Here is a 23,446-nt window from a genome sequence, read left to right on the forward strand (position 1 = left end):
GCAAAAGAAGAAGAGGAAGCAAGAGAAATAGCAAAGGCTAAAGAAGAAGAGAAAGCAAAAGAAATAGCAAAAGCAAAAGAAGAAGAGGAAGCAAGAGAAATAGCAAAAGCGAAAGATGAAGAGAAAGAAATAGCAAAAGCAAAAGAAGAAGAGAAAGCAAAAGAAATAGCAAAAGCAAAAGAAGAAGAGAAAGCAAAAGAAATAGCAAAGGCTAAAGAAGAAGAGAAAGCAAGAGAAATAGCAAAAGCAAAAGAAGAAGAGAAAGCAAAAGAAATAGCAAAGGCTAAAGAAGAAGAGAAAGTAAGAGAAATAGCAAAAGCTAAAGAAGAAGAAAAAGCAAGAGAAACAGCAAAGGCTAAGGAAGAAGAAAAAGCAAGAGAGATAGCAAAAGCTAAGGAAGAAGCAAAAACAAAAGAAGAGTCTAAAAATAACATACAGTCTGCTAAACGTGAATTAACGGTAGTAGCGACAGCTTATACTGCTGATCCAAGTGAAAATGGTACATATGGTGGACGCGTTTTAACTGCGATGGGGCATGATTTAACGGCTAATCCGAATATGAGAATTATCGCAGTTGATCCGAAAGTAATCCCATTAGGATCTAAAGTATGGGTAGAAGGTTATGGAGAAGCTATCGCTGGTGATACTGGAAGTGCAATTAAAGGTAATCGTATTGATGTTTTAATGGGCTCCAAAAGTAAAGCCATGAATTGGGGAAGAAAAACTGTTAAAGTAAAAGTTTTATAATAATTATCCAAATAGAAGTCAGTTCTCTTTATTGAGACTGGCTTTTATTTTTTGAGTGGAAGTAAAATAGAATTTTTAAAGGGTTTATTACTAAATCTGTACTAAAACATAACAGGAAAATGAAACTTGTATCATGTTTATAAAATAAAACTATTAATAATGAGGTGAGGAAGTAGAATAGAAATTTATTGAGAAGTAGAGAAAAATAGTATGTTGACAACGACGGGTTAACGTAAAATGAAATGTTATAAATCGGTTCAAATCATTTACTAAACACTTTCACTCATAATAGTGTAATTAAGTTCAAAGGATAGGTGTATTTCATGAAAGAAGTAAGAGGATATATTGAAACAAAGAAACAAGGAGTATTTGAATTACATATAAAAGAAACCGAAGAAAAGTTAGGTGCTATTTTTCCAGCACAATATAGGGATCTTTTTAAATTAGTTAATAACGCCGAAATAGGAGAATGGATACTATATCCTATTAAAGATAATAGAAATTTAGTGAAAACTTGGGATGATATAGTTAGACAAAATGTTGAGTTGAGAGATGAGCATATGTCTGAAGATCTTATTATAATTGGTGACGATGGTTCAGGAGATAAATTGTGCTTTAAAATAAATAACGGAATAATGGATGATGAAGTATATATTTGGTATCACGAGGATGACGAAATGGAAGAAATAGCCCAAAGTTTAAAAGAATTTATTATAGAAACTATTCAGGAAGACGATGCTTTTAAGTGTTAATTATTATTATATTCTGTCCTCACTTTTATAAAAAGTGAGGACAGAATATGACAACAGAATTATAGGGTGAACATTGCAATTAATTGAAAGGATATAGAGTAATTGAAGGAAGAGATTCCTATAATCATTACTTTGGGGGGGATTGTTTATCAATTATTTATCAACTTTATTTTATTGAAAAATGTTAAAATCGTATTAGTAAGAAAATTCAGAAAATAAAAAGAGGAATACAGATGAGAAGGCTTTTGTCAGTCATTTTAACGGTATTATCAATATGTATGATATTCTTTATTAATTCACCATCAGCTTCAGCAAATGAGAATATAGCCAATGGAGACTTAAAACAAAAGTACAATGAAGGGATAAAAGCTGGAGCAATAGATAAAAGCATAACTTATGAGCAATGAGAGAAAATTGTTACTGATAATGAAAAAGCATTTGAGAAAATAAAAAACGATAAGGTTAAAGAAGTACCTGCAAAAGATTCAGGATGGCAAGGAGCCTACTATCAAGGATTCAATATTAAAAGAGGTGACATACTTATTACTAATGGTACGTCCTTTTATGGTATTGCTGGTCATGCAGCTATAGCCAATGGAGACAATTATATTTTAGATGCTCCAGGGTATGCTATTAATACAAATCGAGGAGTATTAAATACTACAAGACAAAGAACTGTACAACAATGGTTAGATGAATATACTGGAAAGGGTACTGTATGGGTGTATCGAGTTTCTTCTTCTTATAATTATGTAGCTGGTAATGCCGCTTCTTGGGCAGATAGAACATATTATTCTTCTAGTGGTAGTGCAACTCAAGACAGATTTCCTAGTTATGGAGTGACTTTGAATACAAAAGGTACTGATCCAACATATTGTTCAAAAATTGTATATCAAGCATATTATTATGGCTCGGGTAACCTTCCATTTATGGTTCCTACTTCTACAACTATTATCGGACCTTATGGTTTATTAGACAGTTTTGCTAATAACTATAGACCAAGCCTAGTAAAAACATTTTAATTCTATTAAAATTTTTAAAAGGAGGTAACAACATCATGAAATCTATAGTTATTTCCTTATTTTTTGCAATTTTAGGAATGATTTTTAGTATATTGTTTCAGTTTATGGCTTATTGGGGTTCCAACACAATGATATGGTATTGGATAGGGGTAGTAATGGCGTATTTATTTACAACAATATCATTGATAACTTTGCTACTTCTATATCGTGGAACAAAGCAATATACAGCATCACTTAAGTTTTTAATACTATTAAATATAGCAATTATATTAGGAACTATATTCTGGACTACATTTATCATCATCGCTTGGAAATCAGGAATATAATAGTTAATTTTCATATTTTCAGGGGGAAAGGGCGATTCCAAAAGGAATATGCCCTTTTTGTGTTATTTATTTGAGTACTATTTTGTACATTGGCAGTTTCTATTTATGACAATTACAAATCATAAAAAATATAAATTTAATGAAAGATTAAGATAATAATTTGCAAATTATATTGTTTCATGGATTGATTGGAAATAAGTCCGAGAACAAGTACGCTCAATATGCTGAATTTAATGCGGAATAGTTAGATCATTAAGTATCGTATGAAATATATCTTTTTGCGTGAAATCATCTGTAAAAACAGTTTCTTTATTCACTTCAATTGTATCGTGCGGATTATACCATTTCCGTAATGCATCCTCACCAAATTCATGCCGCTTTTCTCTTGTATTATGCCGTCTAATCGTTTCTTCAAGTGATAGGTCAAAATAATATGTATAAGTGTTTCCTTCAAAATAATGTATTAATTCTTTCAGCATAGCACCGTATCTACGGCTGTTCAAAATACCTTCTAAAATAACAATTTCACATTTTCCTTTTCCATACTTCGTAATTTCAAATAGTAGATCATGAGATAAGTTATCCATTGTGTCGTGGACTCTTAGCATATCTCTACGCACTACGTCTTGAGAGACTAGAAGTGTGCCGTGTCCGAAATGTTCTTGCAGTTCCTTTGCAATTGTTGTTTTGCCACTTGCGGAGTTTCCTCTAAGAATGATTAATGTCGATTTCAAATTCTCATCTCCAACTTGTTTTAGTTTTTTTAATACTTTAAGTAAGACAATCTCTTAGTTGGATAAGTAATAGTTTAGAGCATTTGTTTTAAGTTTGACAGTACAAATTAAACAAATAGAAGTAGTTTGCAATTGTATTTGTTTAAATTCCGATTAGGATTTTTTTACAAATATACAAAATAAAGTGTATAATCAATGTGATGAAAAATAAGATGAAGCAAGTGGGAGATACATTAATAAAAGTACAACCTATATGGAAACGGACATGGTTTCGCTATCTAGGAGCATTTTTCATTGTTCAGTTACTATTTATTTTGTGTGAAGTAACTGCGTGGGCGCCAAATTTTAGACCAGGCGGAGAGTTCTTTAATAGAATATTAGATTCTCAATTTTCCACAAAATGGTTCACGCTTTATACAATCCCGCAATTTAACGTATTTACAGCATTTTTTGCGATCACATTACTACCATATGCAATTAAAGATGTAACATCAAGAAAGAATATAAATGAATAATAGAGGTGTAACATGCTTTTTCAAAAAGAAGATTTATTGATTAGATACGTAATTGGAGATGATGCACCTATTATTTCTAAATGGTTAACGGACCCAGAAGTCCTGCAGTATTATGAAGGACGAGATAGTCCACAATCTGTAGAAAAGGTGCTTGATCATTTTATACATAATCCAAATAGTAATGAAAAAAGATGTTTAATAGAATTTGATGCCGTTCCGATTGGTTACATACAAATGTACCCAGTTGATTCTGAGTGGAAAGCGTTATACGGATATAAAGAATCACAAAATGTATGGGGAATGGACCAATTTATCGGTGAACCAGCCTATTGGGGAAAAGGAATCGGAACAAAACTCGTTCAGGCAGCGATTACATACATTATGGGTGAAATGAGAGCAGAAGCAATCGCAATGGATCCGAAAGTAAATAATAAACGTGCGATAAAGTGTTATGAAAAAAGCGGGTTTAAAAAAGTGAAAGTATTAGAGAAACATGAACTGCATGAGGGGATACTAGAAGATTGTTGGATGGTGGAATATAAAACTATAGGGGATAGGTGATAAAAATGAAGGCGCTACTTGTATTAGATATGCAGAAGGGGATACTAGAGTGTAAAGATTTTTCTGTTGAAAAAAAGTTAATCACAAATATTTTAAAACAATTTAAAACTGAAAATGAACCTATTATTTTCCTAAAACACCGAGATAATAATCCAGAAAGTACCCTGTATTATGAATCAACAGGAAGTGAATTAGTGGAAGAATATGCGGGGTTTGCTGACTATATAGTTGAGAAGACGACGCCGAGTGCGTTTAAAGATACGGGTATTGAAGAGATATTAACTAAACATAAAGTTGAACATGTTATTATTGTTGGATTTAATACGGAATTTTGTTGTTTATTTACAAGTATCGCTGCTTTCGAAAAAGGATATAAAGTTACACTCATTGAAGATGCGACAGGAACGGCTAATGATGATGAAGTATATGAAATGCCTGGATTAGATATAAAGGATTTTATCGGATCAGTCTTGAATTGGTCTAATGTAGTTGAAGTGTTGTATTATGATGAATATGCAACGGCTTATACAAACAAAGGGAGCTGCGCGAAATGAAAAAAGCATTATTAGTAATTGATGTGCAAGCAGGTATGTATACAGCGGGAATGCCAGTACATAATGGGGAAAAGTTTTTAGAAACTTTGCAAGAACTTATTGGGGAATGTCGTTCGAATGGTATTACGGTTATTTATGTCCAACATAACGGACCAAAAGATCATCCGTTAGAAAAAGGTACAGATGGCTGGAAAGTACATGCGGCGATCGCTCCGCAAGAAGGGGACAGTATCGTTGAAAAGGCGACGCCAGATTCATTCCATAAGACAAACTTAAACGAAGTGTTACAAGAAAAAGGAATTGAACACGTTATTATTTCAGGAATGCAAACAGAGTATTGTGTGGATACGACAATACGCAGAGCATTTAGTGAAGGATATAAAGTAACGTTAGTAAGTGATGCCCATAGCACGTTCGATACAGATGTATTACGTGCTGAAGACATTGTGAAGCATCATAACGCAGTGTTGGGAGCATTTGCGGATGTTATTGCGTTAAAAGATTTAAAAGTAGAAGCGTAAGTAAGTGTTGAAGGAGAAGCTATTCTAAATGGGAATTTGGAACAGCTTCTTTTTATTTTTGTCGATAAATCTTAAAAATCGCAAATATAATTTCATTCACCGTAATGATAATGTAAAAAAGGAGCACCACCTTATCCAAAAGGGAGCTCCTTCATCAAAACGTTACTTTTTCTTATCTTTATCCAACACATTCTGTTCTTCAGCAAACTCCGTACCATACGCAAATCGGCGATAAATACGAATATTATCGTTGTTATGACGAGTACGTGAATGAGAAAAACGATGGACGATTACTTCTGATAATGTAAAGACGATGGCAGAAAGGATACTGCCCCATGCGATTTGCATGTAGTTGTCTAATAAAATATTTCCGAAAATCCAAACGCTTAAATACGTAAGTAAGAAATCCGTCATAATGGCAGCAGAATCGCCAATTCGATTTAAAATGATTTTATCAACAAACATATAAGAAACGATTGTAACAAATAGACTAAAAGAAATAATTTGGACGAACGTAGCGGGGAAAAATAAAGCGAGTCCAATACTAAAAGCGATAATACATGATATAAATTTGATTACTATTACAGTAAAATCATTCAATATTTACACCTCCGATTTATACATAGTTTTGCAATAAATTCAGGAGTTCATACATTGTTATGGATTTATTTAGATAAAACTTTTTCATGTTTGAAATTTTATCTAAATATTATAAAAATAACAAAAAAATGTTATAGTAAAATGAGAGTAGATGACATTTTTAGGTAAGGGGGAATCCGGAATGTGGATTACTTCAGAAGTAGAAATTCCAGATGAGTTAATTGATCATCTTGAACAAGGGAAGTTAGTACTATTCGTTGGAGCGGGAGTTTCTATGAAAGGGAAATCAAACTTACCGAATTTCGATGATTTAGTTGATGAAATTTCGAAAGCTTTATATGTCGAAAAACGTGAGATGACAGAACCACACGATTATTATCTTGGTAAAATTGCGAAGACGAAAGATGTACACCAAGTTGCAAGAGATCTCGTTAATATAGAAAAATCAAAACCGAATCCATTACATTATGCCATTCCAAGGTTGTTCCCGTTAGATACGGATGTTCGCATTGTAACGACAAACTTTGATCAACATTTTACGTATGCAATTAAGGAAATGAATAGAGAGCTAAATATTTATTATGCACCTGCATTACCGACAGGGAGAGCGTTTAAAGGCTTAGCTTACATACATGGGAATATAGAGCAGGAGAAAGAAGCTTTAATTTTAACAGATGGTGATTTTGGAAGGGCTTACTTAACGGAAGGATGGGCGAGACGATTTCTAGTGGATTTATTTTCGAATTACACCGTTTTATTCGTTGGGTATAGTCATAATGACCCAGTAATGAAATATTTAGCAACAGGTTTACCACCGAGTACAAGGCGTTATGCTTTCGTCGCACAAGGTGATAATACATACCATTGGGAACATTTAGGGATAAGACCTATTGTGTATCCGAATAAAGCAAATAATCACCAGTCACTTGTGAAAGCGGTGAAACGATGGGCGGAATTAATGGGTGATAATTATATTACGAAAAGAATGCGTATTCGTGATATTGTAACTGTTCCTCCATCAGTAGAGCAGGAGCAATTATCCTATATAAAACAATCAATAAAAAAAATAGAAACAGTTCGGTACTTTGTTGAATTTGCTCGTGATTACGAATGGGTGGAATGGCTTGAAGCAGAGGGAAAACTAAGAAATTTATTTCTGCTTACAGCAAATTATGATGAAGTTGATGAATTACTTGCGGAATGGTTAGTGGAGCAATTCCTTTTTACTCATCAAAAAGAACTATTTCAATTGATTTTTAAAAATCATTCTAAAATATCCCCGTTATTGTGGCGAACAATTTGTACTTATTTGAACGAAACGAAGGAAACGATGGATCCTTTGTTGTTTGCAAGATGGACATTGCTTTTATTAGAAACAGCAGAGAAAGATAGTAGCTCAATTGAAATGATTTCATACTTATTGCAAAAATGTTCTTTCCCTGAACATAAAGAAATTGGCTTGTTGTTGTTAACGTTTATTTTAGACGGGAAACTTAAATTGAAACGTGTAAGAAGATGGGGAAATGATATGCAAGAGTCGATAGAACTTGAGGAATCGAGTCGTTTACCAGTGCCTATTTTTTCTCATGTAGAGCGAATTTGGAAAGAGAAAATGAGACCACATATCTCATACTATGCTGCTCCTATTATGGTAATGGGATTAGAAAAGATACAACTATTGTCATTAAGACAAAGTGTACTAAAAAAAAGAGATAGAGAAATTTCAGAGCAAGAGTTACAGCAAAATGATTTTACGTTTTTAATTCAAATTGTAAAAGAGTGTCTTACATATTTATGTGAAAACAATGAGAAAAAAGCGGATTATTATATTACAGAAATGATAGAAACAGATAGTGTACTTCAAAAACGAATTGCGATTGAAGCGATGAATAAAAATGTGTTCGTTACTGCGGATGTCAAATTGAAGTGGTTACTACATGAAGGCCTTCTGCTAGATGTCACATATAAACATGAAGTGTTTCAACTTTTAAAGAATTATTATGCAGATGCTTTAGAAGAAACAAAAGAGGAAATTATTCAAACTGTATTAGAACATCTTGCAGAAGAGAGGGCGTTTGATGCTTGCCTCGTTCTAGATACATTATTTGCATGTGATTCGAATAGTCGATGCACGATAGAAGGATATGAATTAATGAAACAGAAGCACCCTCATTTTTCTTCTGATCGATACAGTGTTCCGAAGAAAGAATCTATTGAACAAAGCATTACTTGTAATGTAACAGCTGACGGATTACTGCAGCTGAAAGACGATGAAATAATGAAGCAAGTTCTGCAGTTTTCTCAAGATGGTGTTTTTGAGCAACGCCATTTTTTAGAAATGTTATCAAAAGCATGTAAATTGAATGTAGAGTGGAGTATTTCGTTTGCTTATCAACTAGTAGGCGTACATGAAATTAGTAATGAAGTTTGGTTTGTTTGTATTAGAGAGTGGAGAAATAATAGGAATATAACGAGTGAGCAAATTCAAAGGATTATTCCGTTATTGCAGAAGTTTGTTAGAAATACTACTTTTCATTGGTTAATTAGTAGTTTTCTATATGAAATTAGCAATCGATTAGAAGAACTAGAAGAGAATAGTATACGGGTTGTAAAACGCTTTGCTTTTTCAGTATTTCCACAAGTTATGAGAGGGGAAACGGATTTTAAAATTGGAAAACAAGAGTTTTACAATGAGTCTATACAGCATCCTGTTGGGAAAATGACAGCTGTACTGCTAAAACTGTTAGCGTACGATCACTTATATGATCGCAATGTGTATGAATATTTATTTTTATTTGAGGAACAGGTAAGGGTTACTTCGGAAAGAACGAACTTTATGTTGGCTCGTTTAACAGCAGATATTACGTTTTTATACCATATTGAGAAGCAATGGTGCCGAAAATATGTATTACCTTACTTAGATTTAAAGAAAGAAAATGAGCTGACCAAGTATGCGTGGGCGGGATTATGTTATACGCAAATTAATTTACCTTTATTTACAGAAATGAAGAGATATATTAAATATGCGGTAGAACATTTAGAGGTGCTACATCCGTATACGAGAGAAGCGTTTTTAAAATGGCTTAGCTTTGTATTTATTAAATGTGTACTGTATTGGGAGCAAAAAACAGATTGGTTATACCCACTCTTAATGCAAGTAAACGAGAATAATAAAATTAAATTTATGCAGTATGTGTGCTACTACGTAAAAACGTTAAGCGGAAAAGAACAACAAAAATTTTGGACAGCATGGCTAAGTGTATTTTTAAGAGAACGTCCGAAAATGGGTGTAATAACTACGAGAGAATATATGATGCTTTTACGTATTGTATTATGTATGGATGAGATTTTAGAAAAAGGACTTTGTATTATATCAAGTAAATTTCTAGGTGTAGAAGGGCAATGCAATCAAGAGGAAATGAAACAGTTATTTACTGAGATGCTTGAAAAGAAGAATAGCATGAAAGAATATAAAGGGCTTTATGCAAATGTCTTTTTTATTTTACTTCAAACACGTCAAGAAGCTGATTTACTTGAGAAGGAAATCATACAAATAAAAGAACAATTAATTGAGTATGGAGTAGAAAAACACGTATTAAAATTAATTGAAAATGAGATGATTCGTATCGGAATAGTAATGGAGAATTTGCAAGAAGAATTCTAGGGTGAAAGCGGAATTTTAAAAAAATAAATAAAAAGTTGTTGACAGTGTTTTAAAAAGCGTTCTATAATACGAATCATACTTATTCAATTTCAAAAACATTTGAATAAACAAAGTGCAATGAAGAGATCACAGTAGTGGTTAGTCTTACTGTAACAGAGAGCTGGTGGTTGGTGTGAACCAGTACAGGGATAATCATGAATTACAGTCTTGGAGCATCTTTTTCGTAGTAAAGATACGATTGTCTTTATGAAGAAAGAGCGGTCAATTGATCGTTAACAGTGAAGAGAGGTAGACGGAAATTTAGTCTGCAACTAGGGTGGTACCGCGATAAATATCGTCCCTACTGATTTATTCAGTAGGGACTTTTTGTATTTTGACGGTCCAACTTGAAAATATAATAAACATGTGTTGAAAGGAAAAGCAGTAGTTGTTGTTTCCCTGTAACAGAGAGCTGGTGGTTGGTGCGAACCAGTACAAAAACAAGAGCGAATTACAGTCCTGGAGCATCTTTTTCGTAGTAAAGATAGTATTGTCTTTATGAAGGGAAAGACGGTCAGATGATCGTTAACAATGAAGAGAGGTAGACGAAATAAGTCTACAACTAGGGTGGTACCGCGATAAATATCGTCCCTACTGATTGAATCAGTAGGGCTTTTTTGTACAAAAAAAGTGGCTTATTAACTAGTAGTTAGTGTCTTTATGGTAATTATTAGTTTAAAATAAGAAGAGGTATCGATTCCACTTTAAATTTGTATAATTAACCAGTTCTGAAAATAGAGAATTTTTCATTCTCTTACTATACTTTTAAAACATTAGAGGAGGATTTTCAAATGGCAAATCATGAATTAGATCAATTACGTAAACAGGTAGATGAAATTAACTTACAACTATTACACCTTTTAAACAAACGCGGTGAAATCGTTCAAAAAATTGGGGAGCAAAAACAAGTACAAGGTACGAAACGTTTTGACCCAGTACGTGAGCGTGAAGTGCTTGATATGATCGCAGAGCATAACGAAGGACCATTCGAAACGTCAACGGTTCAACATATTTTCAAAACGATTTTCAAAGCAAGCTTAGAATTACAAGAAGATGATAACCGTAAAGCGTTACTAGTATCACGTAAAAAGAAAAAAGAAAATACAATCGTTAATGTGAAAGGCGAATTGATTGGAAACGGAACACAAACGTTCATTATGGGACCTTGCGCGGTAGAAAGTTTAGAGCAAGTTCGCCAAGTAGGGCAAGCAATGAAAGACCAAGGTTTAAAATTAATGCGTGGTGGTGCTTTCAAACCGAGAACATCTCCATACGATTTCCAAGGTTTAGGAGTAGAAGGATTACAAATTTTACGCCAAGTAGCAGATGAGTTCGACTTAGCGATTATTAGTGAAATTTTAAATCCGAACGATGTTGAAATGGCGCTAGACTACGTTGATGTAATTCAAGTTGGCGCGCGTAACATGCAAAACTTCGATTTACTACGAGCTGTAGGTAAAGTTAACAAGCCAGTATTATTAAAACGTGGTTTAGCAGCAACAATTGATGAGTTCATCAATGCAGCGGAATACATTATTGCGCAAGGTAACGACCAAATTATTTTATGTGAGCGCGGTATTCGCACATACGAAAGAGCGACACGTAACACATTAGATATATCAGCAGTACCGATTTTAAAGAAAGAAACACATTTACCAGTTATCGTTGACGTGACGCATTCAACTGGACGTAGAGATCTATTATTACCAACAGCGAAAGCGGCACTTGCAATTGGAGCAGATGCAGTAATGGCAGAAGTACATCCAGACCCAGCAGTTGCGTTATCAGATTCTGCGCAACAAATGGATATTCCAGAATTCCATAGATTCATGGATGAGTTAAAAGGTTTCAAAAATAAATTATCTTAATTCCATATCATATATGCGCTGAAGAGGAAACAGTAGTGCTTATCTCACTGTTAAAGAGAGCTGATGGTCGGTGTGAATCAGCACAAAGGTAAGCATGAATTACAGCCTTGGAGTATCTTTTCCGCCAACTTTTGGAGGGAAAGACGGTCAAACGATCGTTAAAGAAGAAGAGAGGTAGACGAAAGTTGTCTACAACTAGGGTGGTACCGCGATAAACATCGTCCCTACTGAGCGCTCAGTAGGGACTTTTTTGTACAAAAAAATAGTAAAGGGGCAAGAGAAATGAGATACATTACAGCTGGAGAATCACATGGGCCGCAGTTAACAGTTATTTTAGAAGGTGTACCAGCAGGTTTAACACTAACAGCGGAACATATTAATAAAGAGTTATTAAGAAGACAAAAAGGGCATGGACGCGGAAGACGCATGCAAATTGAAACAGATACAGTTGAAATTGTAAGTGGTGTACGTCATGGAATGACACTTGGCTCGCCGATTACGTTAATCGTAAAAAATGATGATTTCAAACATTGGACGAAAGTAATGGGTGCAGACCCAATCTCGGAGCAAGAAAGTAAAGAAATGAAGCGTACGATTACAAAGCCACGTCCAGGACATGCGGATTTAAACGGGGCAATTAAATACGGCCATCGTGATATAAGAAACGTATTAGAGCGCTCTTCTGCAAGAGAAACGACAGTTAGAGTTGCAGCTGGTGCAGTTGCGAAACAAATTTTGAAAGAATTAGGTGTAGAAATCGCAGGACATGTTCTTGAAATTGGCGGGGTAAAAGCGAAGCATATTACTCACTTACCGATAGAAGAAATTCAAACGATTACTGAAAATTCACCAGTTCGATGTTTAGATAAAGAAGTAGAACAAGAAATGATGGATGCGATTGATGATGCGAAAAGCAGCGGCGATTCAATCGGTGGTATTGTTGAGGTCATTGCAGAAGGAATGCCAATTGGAGTAGGTAGTTACGTTCATTACGACCGCAAATTAGATGCAAAACTTGCCGGTGCTATTATGAGCGTGAATGCGTTTAAAGGTGCTGAGATCGGAATTGGTTTTGAAGCGGCAAGACAGCCGGGAAGTAAAGTGCACGATGAAATTATGTGGGATGAAGAAAAAGGCTACACAAGAAAAACAAACAATGCTGGCGGTTTAGAAGGCGGTATGACAACAGGTATGCCAATTGTTGTAAGAGGCGTAATGAAGCCAATTCCTACATTATATAAACCGTTAGCAAGTGTTGATATTGATACGAAAGAAGCATTCCAAGCGAGTATAGAAAGATCTGATAGTTGTGCAGTACCAGCAGCCGGTGTTGTAGCTGAATCTGTTGTAGCATGGGAACTTGCAGATGCGCTAGTCGAACAATTCGGAAAAGACCGTATGGAATTATTAAAGCAAAACATTACGCAACATAACAAATACGCAAAAGAATTTTAATGAAAAGGTGGATTTAACATGCGAGTAAAAGATCAACTATCATCATTACAACCATATAAACCAGGTAAATCACCTGAACAAATGAAAGAAGTGTATGGAGATCATTCATTTGTGAAATTAGCATCGAATGAAAATCCATTCGGATGCTCCCCATGTGTTTTAGAAGAATTGCAAAAATCATGGTTGGAACATGCTTTATATCCTGACGGAGGTGCTACAAAGCTTCGTCAAACAATCGCAGAGAAATTAAATGTTCAAATGGAACAAATACTTTGCGGTAGTGGTTTAGATGAGGTCATTCAAATAATAAGTCGCGCCGTATTACGAGCTGGAGATAATATTGTAACGGCTGGCGCAACATTCCCGCAGTACCGTCATCATGCAATTATTGAAGGCTGTGAGGTGAAAGAAGTTGCTTTAAATAACGGTGTATACGACTTAGACAGAATTTCATCAGCAGTTGATAACAATACAAAAATCGTTTGGATTTGTAATCCAAACAACCCGACAGGCACATATGTGAATGAGCAAAAATTGACTCAATTCATTGAAAGCATTAGTGAAAATACGTTAATTGTCATTGATGAAGCGTACTATGAATACGTAACAGCAAAAGATTTCCCTGAGACATTACCGCTTCTAGAAAAACATAACAACATTCTTGTACTTAGAACGTTTTCTAAAGCGTATGGATTAGCTTCTTTCCGCGTTGGTTATGCGATTGGACACGAAGAGTTAATCGAGAATTTAAATGTCGTACGTTTGCCATTTAACGTATCTTCATTAGCGCAAAAAGCAGCGACGATTGCTTTTAACGATGAAGCATTTATTGAAGAAATTGTACGTGTTAATACAGAGGGATTACAACAATACGAAAGTTTTTGTAAGGAAAATGAAATTCCATTTTATCCGTCGCAAACAAACTTCATCTTCTTACCAGTAGATAATGGTGGAGAGATTTATGAAGCTTGTGCACACGCAGGGTTTATTATTCGTCCGTTCCCGAATGGTGTCCGTATTACAGTCGGCACAAGGGAGCAAAATGAAGGAGTGATTTCAGTGTTAAAACAACACTTTGAAAATAAGAACAGTAAGTCTCGAGATGAGGAAAATGTGTAAAAAAGGTAGTATTAATTGGAACAGGATTAATAGGAGGCTCACTTGCATTAGCAATAAAAAAAGAACACGAAGTAACGATTGCCGGATATGACATATTTAAAGAGCAAGTAGAGCGTGCGAAAGAATTACATGTAGTAGATGAAGTAGCAGTAGATTTACAGCGTGCATGTGAAGAGGCACATTTAATTATTTTTGCTTCTCCAGTTGAAGAAACGAAGAAGTTATTACACAAATTAGCGTCATTTCGTTTACGAAAAGATGTTATAGTGACCGATGTTGGTAGTACAAAAGGAACGATTATGAACGAAGCTGAAGCTTTATTTTCAAAGGAAGTTTCTTTTATTGGTGGACATCCAATGGCAGGTTCTCATAAAACTGGAGTTGAAAGTGCAAAAGCACATTTATTTGAAAATGCATTTTACATTTTAACACCAATGAACCATGTGCCAAATGGACAAGTGGAAGAACTAAAAGGTTGGTTAAAAGGAACAGGATCACATTTTCTCGTCTTAAATACAGAAGAACACGATTATGTAACAGGAATTGTTAGTCATTTCCCGCATCTTATAGCGGCAGGATTAGTAAAACAAGTTGAGAAACATGCAGGGGATAACCCGCTTATACATCAACTTGCGGCAGGCGGATTTAAAGACATTACACGTATCGCTTCAAGTAGTCCGAAAATGTGGAGTGATATTGTAAAACAAAACCGTGAGCATTTATTGGAGCTATTAGAAGAATGGATTTCTGAAATGGAAGATTTATATAAGACGGTTTCTAAAGGAGATGCAGGTGAAATACAAAATTATTTTGCTGACGCAAAAGAATACCGTGATTCTTTACCAGTACGAAAGAGAGGTGCAATTCCTGCCTATCATGACTTATACGTCGATGTTTTAGATAAAGTAGGTGCATTGGCTCATATAACGAGTATTTTGGCGCGCGAAGAAATTAGTATTACGAACTTGCAAATATTAGAAGCGCGAGAAGGACTGCTTGGGGTATTACGTATTAGCTTCCAAAGAGAAGACGATCGGATGAAAGCAAAGCTGGCGCTTGGAAAAGAAGAATACCAAACGTATGAAACAATTTAAAAAAGAGGGTGACAAAGTGAAAGAAACAACAATACAACCTGTAACTAACGGATTGAATGGCGCAATTACAATCCCAGGTGATAAGTCCATTTCACACCGCGCTGTTATGTTCGGCGCAATTGCAGAAGGGAAAACAACAATTAAAGGTTTCCTACCTGGTGCAGACTGTTTAAGTACGATTTCTTGTTTTAAAGAAATGGGAGTAGAGATTACGCAGCATGGAGACGAAGTTACGGTAATTGGAAAAGGATTAGAAGGTTTGCAAGAGCCGAAAGCTGTACTAGATGTAGGTAATTCTGGTACAACGATCCGATTGATGTCAGGAATTTTGGCTAACACACCATTTTTCTCTTGCGTACAAGGTGATGCGTCTATCGCAAAGAGACCGATGAAACGTGTAACAAATCCATTAAAACAAATGGGCGCAAATATTGATGGCCGTGAAGAAGGAACATTTACGCCGCTAATAATACGTGGCGGAGATTTAAAAGCAATTGAATACACTTCGCCTGTCGCAAGTGCACAAGTAAAGTCAGCTATTTTACTTGCAGGCCTTCGCGCAGTAGGTGTAACAGCTGTTACAGAACCGTATATTTCCCGCGACCATACGGAGAGAATGCTTGAAGCGTTTGGAGTTAAGGTAACTCGCGAAGGAAAAACAGTGAAACTTGCAGGTGGACAGAAGTTAACAGCAACAGACGTTCAAGTGCCAGGTGACGTATCATCATCAGCATTTTTCTTAGTAGCAGGTGCAATTATCCCAAATAGTAAACTACTATTACAAAAATGTAGGGATGAATCCAACTCGTACAGGTATTATTGATGTTTTAGAGAAAATGGGTGCTACGTTTACTGTAGAACCGATTCATGAAGGCGCATCAGAACCAGCTGCGAACATTACAATCGAAACTTCTTCATTAAAAGGAATCGAAATTGGTGGAGATATTATTCCAAGACTAATCGATGAAATTCCAGTTATCGCTTTAGCAGCAACACAAGCAGAAGGAATTACAGTGATTAAAGATGCACACGAATTAAAAGTAAAAGAAACGAACCGTATTGATACAGTCGTTGCGGAGTTAACGAAACTAGGAGCTCGCATAGAAGCAACTGATGACGGCATGATCATATACGGAAAATCAGCTCTAAAAGGCAATACAGTAAATAGTTACGGTGATCACCGCATCGGAATGATGCTCGCGATTGCTGGCTGTCTAGCAGAAGGAAAAACAACAATTGAAGATGCAGAAGCAGTAGGTGTATCTTATCCTACATTCTTTGAAGAACTTCGAAAATTAGCTAAATAAAGTGATGAGAAGCAGATATGCAATGTATCTGCTTTTTTATGTTGGCTCTTTTCGTAAATAATGCTTCTTTATTGCGTAAGAATTTTATCTTTATTGATTTTATGAGATTTTTACGCATAATTGTAACCAAGGGAGATGATTCCAAGTTGAGTAAACAGAATATCAGCACAACAGTTTCAGGAGATTTAATTGTTACCCATCTAATTGGCAAGATTAAAATAGATGATGTTTATGAATGGTTTAATGGTTTCGAGCAGGTTTGTCAGCAATTCATTTCAGAGGGGCGGAAATACAAATTGTTGGTGGATAGAAAAGGATACACGCCAGATCATTTTTCTGTTCAAAAAGCATGGAAAGATAAGTTCTTCAATGAAACCATTTTGAAGCACAGTAAGGCAATTGCGTTTCTCCTTGAAAAAGGGGAGATAATGAATTATTTACAACAATCCAATACAAAAGAATCCGTAAAATTTTTTGATGATTATGAGCAAGCATTAATTTGGTTGAATGAATATCCAATATAAAACTTTTATTAAACCAGTTGCTCTCAATCAACTGGTTTTTTTATGCCGGTAATGTTTCCGTTGTCATAAGTTTCATCACTTTCAATGATACCTCTTAGCTACGCAAACCCAAGAGATCGCAAGGCGTTTAATATCTTATGCCGCCAATAGAAAGCAGTTGAAAAGAGCCTTTATATTAGATTGTTTCTAAATCGATATCTATTGTTGAAACGTCCTCGTAATTTCACTTACCGAACTATAATAGTGAGAATTATGATACAATTCAAACGAGGAATGGAGGAGAATAATATGACCGTCATACAATTAAAAGAAGATAAATTCAGAGAAGCACTAACATTATCAGAATACGCTTTTCAATATAAAGCAAATGAAGAACGAGTAGAGCAACAAATTACACGAATGAAGGAAAGCCATCAAATATACGGCATTATGGAAGATGAAGACTTAGCAGCAAAACTACATCTCATTCCGTTTCATATTTACATAGGCAAAGAAAAATTTAAAATGGGTGGCGTAGCAGGGGTAGCAACGTATCCAGAGTTTAGAAGAAGTGGCCATGTAAAAGAGTTACTTCAGCATTCCCTTCAAACGATGAAAAAAGATGGATATAGTGTATCGATGTTACATCCATTTGCTGTTTCATTTTACCGTAAATACGGCTGGGAACTTTGTGCGAATCGCCTTATATGTCATATGACAAAGAGCGATTTAGTTATGAAAAAACAAGTGAATGGTACTGTGAAACGTTTCAATAAAGAAAACCATCCAGAAGAAGTAGAGAAGATCTATGAAACATTTGCGGAACGCTTTTCAGGTATGCTAGTTCGCAGTGAAAAATGGTGGTTACAAGCGGTCTATCATGATTTAACATTAGCGATTTACTATGATGAAAATAAAACGGTAGCTGGTTACGTGTTATATAAAATAGAAAATTATAAAATGACAGTAGAAGAATTTGTTCCATTACATAATGAAGCGAGAAATGGCCTATGGAACTTTATTTGCCAGCATGATTCTATGATTAAAGAAGTTGAAATGATATTAAGTGAGAAAGAACCGTTGTTATATACATTGCAAGAACCACGAGTAAAAGCAGAAGTAACTCCATATTTCATGGGAAGAATTGTAGATGTAGAACAGTTTTTCAAACAATATGAATGGAACTGGAACAACGAAGAGCAAGAAGTAATATTACATATTACAGATTCATTTGCTCCGTGGAATAACGTAACTGTGAAACTTGTAAATCATGAAGTAACAATTATAAAAGGTGGGACATTGAATAAAGGAATTAGCCTGGATATAAATGCGCTATCTACAATAATGTTTGGTTACAAGCGCCCATTAGAACTAAATGAGCTAGAATTAATTAGCGGAGGTGAAGAGGAGATACGAACATTTGAGAATGTAGTACCGATGCGTGAAGCATTTATTTATGATTTCTTTTAATTAATGTCATGTGCTATGTATGAGTAACAAAGTACTATAATGATAGCCTTTATATTATAGTACTTTTCTATAAATAGAGTGAAATCATTATTTTAGGAGGGAAAATAGAATGATTAGGCAAGCTGTAGGTGCGGTCGTATTCCAACACAGTGAATTTTTATTGGTACATAAGGTGAAAATTAGCGACATAGATGGAGAATATGCTATGTCAAAGGGGGAATGGGATTTTCCTAAAGGTGGAGTGAAACATACAGATAATGATTTAGAGAGTGCTATTTTGAGAGAGCTGGAAGAAGAAACTGGATCTACAAAGTTTAAAGTTATAAAACAATTTGAAGATAAAATTTGCTTTGAGTTTCCTGAAGAATTAAAAGTGAAAACTGGATTTGAAAAACAAGAAACAACTATGTTTTATGTAGAATATATAGGTGATAGAACAGATTTACATCCAAAAGATAATGAAATAAGTCAAGTTCAATTTTTTAAGATACAAGATGTATTGAGGGTTTTAAGTCATGATGATACAAAGAAATTTTTTGATGGGATAACGCAAAAAATGTATTAATATCTTAATTGAGTGTGTTATTTGATAAATGTTTCAATAGCTTATTTACACACTTGACTTTTAATCCATGTAATTTATAATTAAAAACGGAATGAATTTTCATTCCTGGAAATTGAGGTGAAAAAATGGCTAAAAATAAACAAGAAGACATTTTTGAAGCGGCTATACAATTATTCGCAGAGCGTGGTTACGATGGTACGACAATTCCGATGATCGCTGAAAAAGCAAAAGTCGGCGCAGGTACTATTTATCGTTATTTTGAAAATAAAGAGGCACTCGTTAACTCATTATTTTCAAAAAGTATGCTACAGCTATCTGAAACAATAAAGACTGATTTTCCTGTTGAAGCAAATATTCGAGAACAGTTTAGTCATACGTATAACCGTTTATTTGAATTTGCGAGAAACAACGTGGATGCTTTTCTTTTTACAAATTCGCACTGTGATAGTTATTTTCTTGATGAACAGAGTAAGAAAATATTTGACGATTTTATAGGCTTCTTTATGAATATTATTGAAGATGGAATCGAAAAAGGTTTTCTTCGTCCATTGCCTATAATTGCTTTAATTATTATTGTATATCAACCACTTGAAAAATTAATAAAAGTAATGGCGACAGGACAATTAGAATACTCAAAAGAATTAGTAAAAGAATTGGAAGAGAGCTCTTGGAATGCTATTAGAATCATTTGATTCTATAGCTTTATAAGGACAGGAATGAACATTCATTCCGTAAGTGGTGGTTTGATAGAATTGAAAAAAATTTAATAGGATAATAGGAATGAACGTTCATTCCAAAATGGTATTTTCAAAAATGGGGAATGAATATTCATTCCCTATGCGACATGAAATTCTAATAACAGGAGATGATTCATATGAGCAAGCTAAAAAATTGGAGAAGTTTATCTTTTCTATTATGGATAGTTATTACTATTACAATGATCGTAACGATGCCTAATATGGATAAATTAGTGAAAGAAAAAGGGCACATTACGATTCCTAATACAGAACAAAGTAGTATTGCTGACAAAATGATAAAAGAAATGGATAAAGACGGGACTGAAAAGTATGACATTATAGCTGTTTTCAATAGCGGAAGTAAAACAGCTTTAACAACTGAGCAAAAAGAGGAAATAATAAAAACAATCAAAGCCCTGCAAAATGAAAAAGAGCAATTAGGAATAAAGGAAGTTGTTTCACATTTAGATAATAAAGACTTGGAGAAACAGTTAGTTTCTAAAGATAATACGACTATTTTAACGCAAATATCAATAGACAAAAAGCATGGCGAAATATCAAAAGTTGCAAATAATCTTCATAAAAAAGTACAAACGAAAGGGGTAAAAACGTACTTAACAGGAAGTGACTTAATAGCGGGTGATTTTCTTAAATCCTCTCAAGAGGGAGTGAAAAAGACTGAAGTTATTTCAATCATTTTCATTCTTGTAGTATTAATCCTTGTATTCCGTTCACCAGTTGTTCCGATTGTTTCTCTTCTTACAGTCGGTGTGTCGTATTTAGTTTCAATGGGGATTATTGCTCAGCTTGTAGATCAATTTAATTTCCCATTTTCAAACTTTACACAAGTCTTTGTAGTTGTCGTCCTCTTTGGAGTAGGAACAGACTATAACATTTTATTATTTACGAGATTTAAAGAAGAATAAACAAGAAAATGCATTTTTGGCCACGAAAGAAACATTTAAATCGGCAGGTAAAACCGTATTATATAGCGGTATAGCGGTGCTAATTGGTTTTGCATCACTTGCTTTAGCAAGTTTTAAACTATATCAATCTACTTCAGCGGTAGCAATTGGTGTTTTAGTATTACTACTCGTATTAACGACTTTAAATCCATTTTTTATGGTGCTTTTAGGAAAAGGAATGTTTTATCCAGTTAAAACATTTAAAGGTCATGAGGATAGCCGCTTATGGGGATTCTTTGCGAAAAACTCAGTAGTAAGGCCATTTGTAGCTTTAATTATTGTATTCGTGATATCGATTCCTTTCGTATTAAAATATTCTAATACACTTAATTACAATGACTTATTTGAAGTAGATAATAAGTACGAATCAAAGATGGGGATTAACGTAATAGAAGATCATTTTCCGCCTGGTTTTTCTTCACCAAGTACGTTAGTCGTTCAATCTAACAAAAAATTAGATGAAGGAACGTCTCTACAAACTTTAGATGAGTTAACTGATAAAATTTCGAAAGTTAAAGGTGTTTCAGAAGTATATGCACCGACACGTCCAACTGGAGATAAGATAAAAGAATTATATATAAATAAACAAGCAGGAGAACTAAATACAGGATTAGGAGATGCCAATGGTGGCATAAAAGAAATCAATGATGGATTAACGGATGCTAAAAATAAAATGGGTGGTAATGACTCAGACGGCCTCGCAAATGTTCAAAAGTTAATTGATGGAACGAAAGAGGCGAAAAATGGTGTATCGGCTTTAGGAACAGCGTTGAATCAATTATCGAATGGAATAAACGATGGGGCACAAGGAGCACAGCAAATTGAGAGTGGGTTAACTTCAGTAAATGAAAATATAAATGTCCTATCTAATGCAACGTCACAGCTTCATACTGGTTATGCCCAGTTAGAAAAAGGTTTAAGTTCTTACGATCAATACTTCGGAAGTATTTCTCAAGCGATTGACGGTGCCAAAAAAGGATACGAACAAATTGAAATATTAATAACCAATTTCATTCAAACGAAACCAGAATTAGCAAATGATCCGAACATACTGCAAACGATAGGAATTGCTAAAGAGGCTCAAAAGCAATTAAGTGTACTATCAAAAGAATTAAATGAATTAGCGACGCAACATAAAGCAGCTATGGGGTCATTTAAAGAAGCGAATCAATCATTATTGAAAGTCGATAACGGCTTAAAAGAAATGAGCAATGGAGTTACTAAATTACAAAAAGGGGCAGCTGATCTTAAAAATGGATTAAATGAAGGTGCTTCAGGTTCAAAACAAATTGCGAACAAGTCATCAGAGTTACAAACCGGATTAACAAAAATAAATGATGGGCAAGGCCAGCTATTAACTGGGCTGAAAGATTTGCAAGAAAAGATGGGGCAATTACAATTAGGCTTATCTAAAAGTACAGAAGGGCTTGGGAAAGTAAGTAACGGCCTAAATGACGCACAGAAATATTTAGGCGAGCTAAATGAATCAAAAAGCTCAGAGAAGTTTTATATTCCAAAAGAAGTTTTAGAGGGAGAAGATTTCCAAAAAGCTTTGAATACGTACATGTCACACGATAGAAAGACTGCTAAAATGACAATCATTTTAGACGTGAATCCGTATTCAAAAGAAGCGATGCCAATTATTCAAGAAATCAATAAAACGATAGATGGTACTTTGAAGGGGACCGAATTAAATAATGCGAAAACAGCAATTGGAGGGACAACAGCTAGAAACGTTGATTTAAAAGAAGTAACCGGGCAAGATTTCTTACGTACGGCTACGATTATGTTAATTGGAATTGCGATCGTATTAATCGTAATTACACGTTCATTATTAAACACAATCTTTATTATTGGATCATTAATATTAGCGTACTTTGCATCACTAGGTATAAGTGAACAAATTAGTACGCATGTATTACATGTAGATGCATTAAGCTGGAATGTTCCATTCTTTAGTTTCATAATGATTGTCGCTTTAGGAGTGGATTATAGCATTTTTGTAATGATGCGTTATAACGAGATAGAAGGGGATTCGGTAACGAAAATTGTAAATGCATCTCGTCACATAGGAGGAGTTGTATTATCAGCGGCACTTATTTTAGGTGGTACATTTGCTGCATTAATCCCTTCAGGTGTATTGACGCTTATACAAGTAGCATCCGTTGTCGGTGTTGCACTTTTACTATTAGCTTTAATCGTGATGCCAATATTGTTACCTGCTTTAATAGGGTTAACGAGTAAAATGAAGGATTATACAAAGAAATTAAGCAAAAGAAAATAAAAGAATCCCCTTTTAAAAGTGTGTCATTTACCACAAAGGAAGGA

The 23,446-nt window shown here is 34.6% G+C and carries 20 protein-coding genes, 2 pseudogenes and 3 other annotated features; of the genes and pseudogenes, 20 read left to right on the forward strand and 2 right to left on the reverse strand.

Going from position 1 to position 23,446, the window contains the following annotated elements; genetic code table 11:
- From CDB3_RS09605 to CDB3_RS09620, 5 genes are all read left to right on the forward strand, one after another.
- Positions 1 to 747: 3D domain-containing protein (locus CDB3_RS09605; RefSeq protein WP_256869725.1), on the forward strand; the 747-nt coding region annotated here is incomplete at its 5' end.
- 323 nt (positions 748 to 1,070) lie between these two features.
- Positions 1,071 to 1,499, forward strand: coding sequence for an SMI1/KNR4 family protein (locus tag CDB3_RS09610; protein WP_128854295.1), 429 nt, complete (start codon positions 1,071 to 1,073; stop codon positions 1,497 to 1,499).
- Between the two features lie 233 nt (positions 1,500 to 1,732).
- Entirely contained in the window at positions 1,733 to 1,906 is a 174-nt protein-coding gene (locus CDB3_RS31615) for a hypothetical protein (protein WP_179139686.1), read from the forward strand.
- A gap of 315 nt (positions 1,907 to 2,221) precedes the next feature.
- A complete protein-coding gene (locus CDB3_RS09615) occupies positions 2,222 to 2,521 on the forward strand; it encodes a hypothetical protein (RefSeq protein ID WP_128854296.1) in 300 nt (99 codons plus the stop codon).
- Positions 2,522 to 2,556: 35 nt separating this feature from the next.
- The gene (locus CDB3_RS09620) at positions 2,557 to 2,847 is read left to right on the forward strand and encodes a DUF3902 family protein (protein ID WP_128854297.1); all 291 of its coding nucleotides are present in this window, start codon (positions 2,557 to 2,559) and stop codon (positions 2,845 to 2,847) included.
- Positions 2,848 to 3,077: 230 nt separating this feature from the next.
- Here CDB3_RS09620 and CDB3_RS09625 read toward each other — a convergent pair whose 3' ends face one another.
- Positions 3,078 to 3,581, reverse strand: coding sequence for a kinase (locus CDB3_RS09625; RefSeq protein WP_128854298.1), 504 nt, complete (start codon positions 3,579 to 3,581; stop codon positions 3,078 to 3,080).
- Positions 3,582 to 3,802: 221 nt separating this feature from the next.
- Between CDB3_RS09625 and CDB3_RS09630 the strand changes: the two genes are divergently transcribed.
- Genes CDB3_RS09630 through CDB3_RS09645 form a run of 4 tightly spaced genes read left to right on the forward strand, consistent with a single transcriptional unit; the run spans position 3,803 to position 5,732 of the window.
- Entirely contained in the window at positions 3,803 to 4,096 is a 294-nt protein-coding gene (locus CDB3_RS09630; protein ID WP_128854318.1) for a YfzA family protein, read from the forward strand.
- A 12-nt stretch (positions 4,097 to 4,108) separates the two neighbouring features.
- A complete protein-coding gene (locus tag CDB3_RS09635) occupies positions 4,109 to 4,657 on the forward strand; it encodes a GNAT family N-acetyltransferase (protein ID WP_128854299.1) in 549 nt (182 codons plus the stop codon).
- A gap of 5 nt (positions 4,658 to 4,662) precedes the next feature.
- Complete coding sequence (locus tag CDB3_RS09640; protein ID WP_128854300.1) at positions 4,663 to 5,211, forward strand: isochorismatase family protein; 549 nt, start codon at positions 4,663 to 4,665, stop codon at positions 5,209 to 5,211.
- Positions 5,208 to 5,732: a cysteine hydrolase family protein gene (locus CDB3_RS09645; RefSeq protein WP_128854301.1), complete on the forward strand. Its 525-nt coding sequence runs from the start codon at positions 5,208 to 5,210 to the stop codon at positions 5,730 to 5,732. Before CDB3_RS09640 ends, CDB3_RS09645 begins: the two co-directional genes overlap by 4 nt.
- Positions 5,733 to 5,894: 162 nt before the next feature.
- On the opposite strand, the gene CDB3_RS09650 is transcribed toward CDB3_RS09645, so the two are convergent.
- A complete protein-coding gene (locus CDB3_RS09650) occupies positions 5,895 to 6,332 on the reverse strand; it encodes a YndM family protein (RefSeq protein WP_128854302.1) in 438 nt (145 codons plus the stop codon).
- A gap of 151 nt (positions 6,333 to 6,483) precedes the next feature.
- Here CDB3_RS09650 and CDB3_RS09655 point away from each other — a divergent pair, with 151 nt between their 5' ends.
- From CDB3_RS09655 to CDB3_RS09710, 11 genes and pseudogenes are all read left to right on the forward strand, one after another.
- The gene (locus tag CDB3_RS09655) at positions 6,484 to 9,996 is read left to right on the forward strand and encodes a DUF4020 domain-containing protein (protein ID WP_128854303.1); all 3,513 of its coding nucleotides are present in this window, start codon (positions 6,484 to 6,486) and stop codon (positions 9,994 to 9,996) included.
- 108 nt (positions 9,997 to 10,104) lie between these two features.
- Positions 10,105 to 10,341, forward strand: a binding site (T-box leader).
- 54 nt (positions 10,342 to 10,395) lie between these two features.
- Positions 10,396 to 10,631, forward strand: a binding site (T-box leader).
- A gap of 195 nt (positions 10,632 to 10,826) precedes the next feature.
- Positions 10,827 to 11,903 carry a bifunctional 3-deoxy-7-phosphoheptulonate synthase/chorismate mutase gene (locus tag CDB3_RS09660; RefSeq protein WP_001273571.1) on the forward strand — a complete coding sequence of 359 codons (1,077 nt, stop codon included), beginning with the start codon at positions 10,827 to 10,829 and terminating at the stop codon, positions 11,901 to 11,903.
- Between the two features lie 9 nt (positions 11,904 to 11,912).
- Positions 11,913 to 12,132 (forward strand) — a binding site (T-box leader).
- 53 nt (positions 12,133 to 12,185) lie between these two features.
- Entirely contained in the window at positions 12,186 to 13,358 is a 1,173-nt protein-coding gene (aroC, locus tag CDB3_RS09665; RefSeq protein ID WP_128854304.1) for a chorismate synthase, read from the forward strand.
- Positions 13,359 to 13,376: 18 nt separating this feature from the next.
- Positions 13,377 to 14,477: a histidinol-phosphate transaminase gene (gene hisC / locus CDB3_RS09670; RefSeq protein ID WP_128854305.1), complete on the forward strand. Its 1,101-nt coding sequence runs from the start codon at positions 13,377 to 13,379 to the stop codon at positions 14,475 to 14,477.
- Between the two features lie 14 nt (positions 14,478 to 14,491).
- Entirely contained in the window at positions 14,492 to 15,571 is a 1,080-nt protein-coding gene (tyrA, locus tag CDB3_RS09675) for a prephenate dehydrogenase (RefSeq protein ID WP_128854306.1), read from the forward strand.
- A 16-nt stretch (positions 15,572 to 15,587) separates the two neighbouring features.
- Positions 15,588 to 16,878, forward strand: a pseudogene (gene aroA / locus CDB3_RS09680) (3-phosphoshikimate 1-carboxyvinyltransferase).
- 17 nt (positions 16,879 to 16,895) lie between these two features.
- Positions 16,896 to 17,402, forward strand: coding sequence for a SpoIIAA family protein (locus tag CDB3_RS09685; RefSeq protein ID WP_128854307.1), 507 nt, complete (start codon positions 16,896 to 16,898; stop codon positions 17,400 to 17,402).
- A gap of 288 nt (positions 17,403 to 17,690) precedes the next feature.
- Positions 17,691 to 18,851, forward strand: a complete 1,161-nt coding sequence (locus CDB3_RS09690; protein WP_128854308.1) for a GNAT family N-acetyltransferase — start codon at positions 17,691 to 17,693, stop codon at positions 18,849 to 18,851.
- A 109-nt stretch (positions 18,852 to 18,960) separates the two neighbouring features.
- Positions 18,961 to 19,416, forward strand: coding sequence for an NUDIX domain-containing protein (locus CDB3_RS09695; protein WP_128854309.1), 456 nt, complete (start codon positions 18,961 to 18,963; stop codon positions 19,414 to 19,416).
- Positions 19,417 to 19,541: 125 nt separating this feature from the next.
- The gene (locus tag CDB3_RS09700; protein WP_128854310.1) at positions 19,542 to 20,108 is read left to right on the forward strand and encodes a TetR/AcrR family transcriptional regulator; all 567 of its coding nucleotides are present in this window, start codon (positions 19,542 to 19,544) and stop codon (positions 20,106 to 20,108) included.
- 182 nt (positions 20,109 to 20,290) lie between these two features.
- Positions 20,291 to 23,402, forward strand: a pseudogene (locus tag CDB3_RS09710) (MMPL family transporter).
- The last annotated feature ends 44 nt before the right edge of the window (positions 23,403 to 23,446 follow it).

The organism is Bacillus sp. CDB3 (genome assembly GCF_002081505.1).
In the GTDB taxonomy this organism is placed as follows: Bacteria; Bacillota; Bacilli; order Bacillales; family Bacillaceae_G; genus Bacillus_A; species Bacillus_A cereus_AT.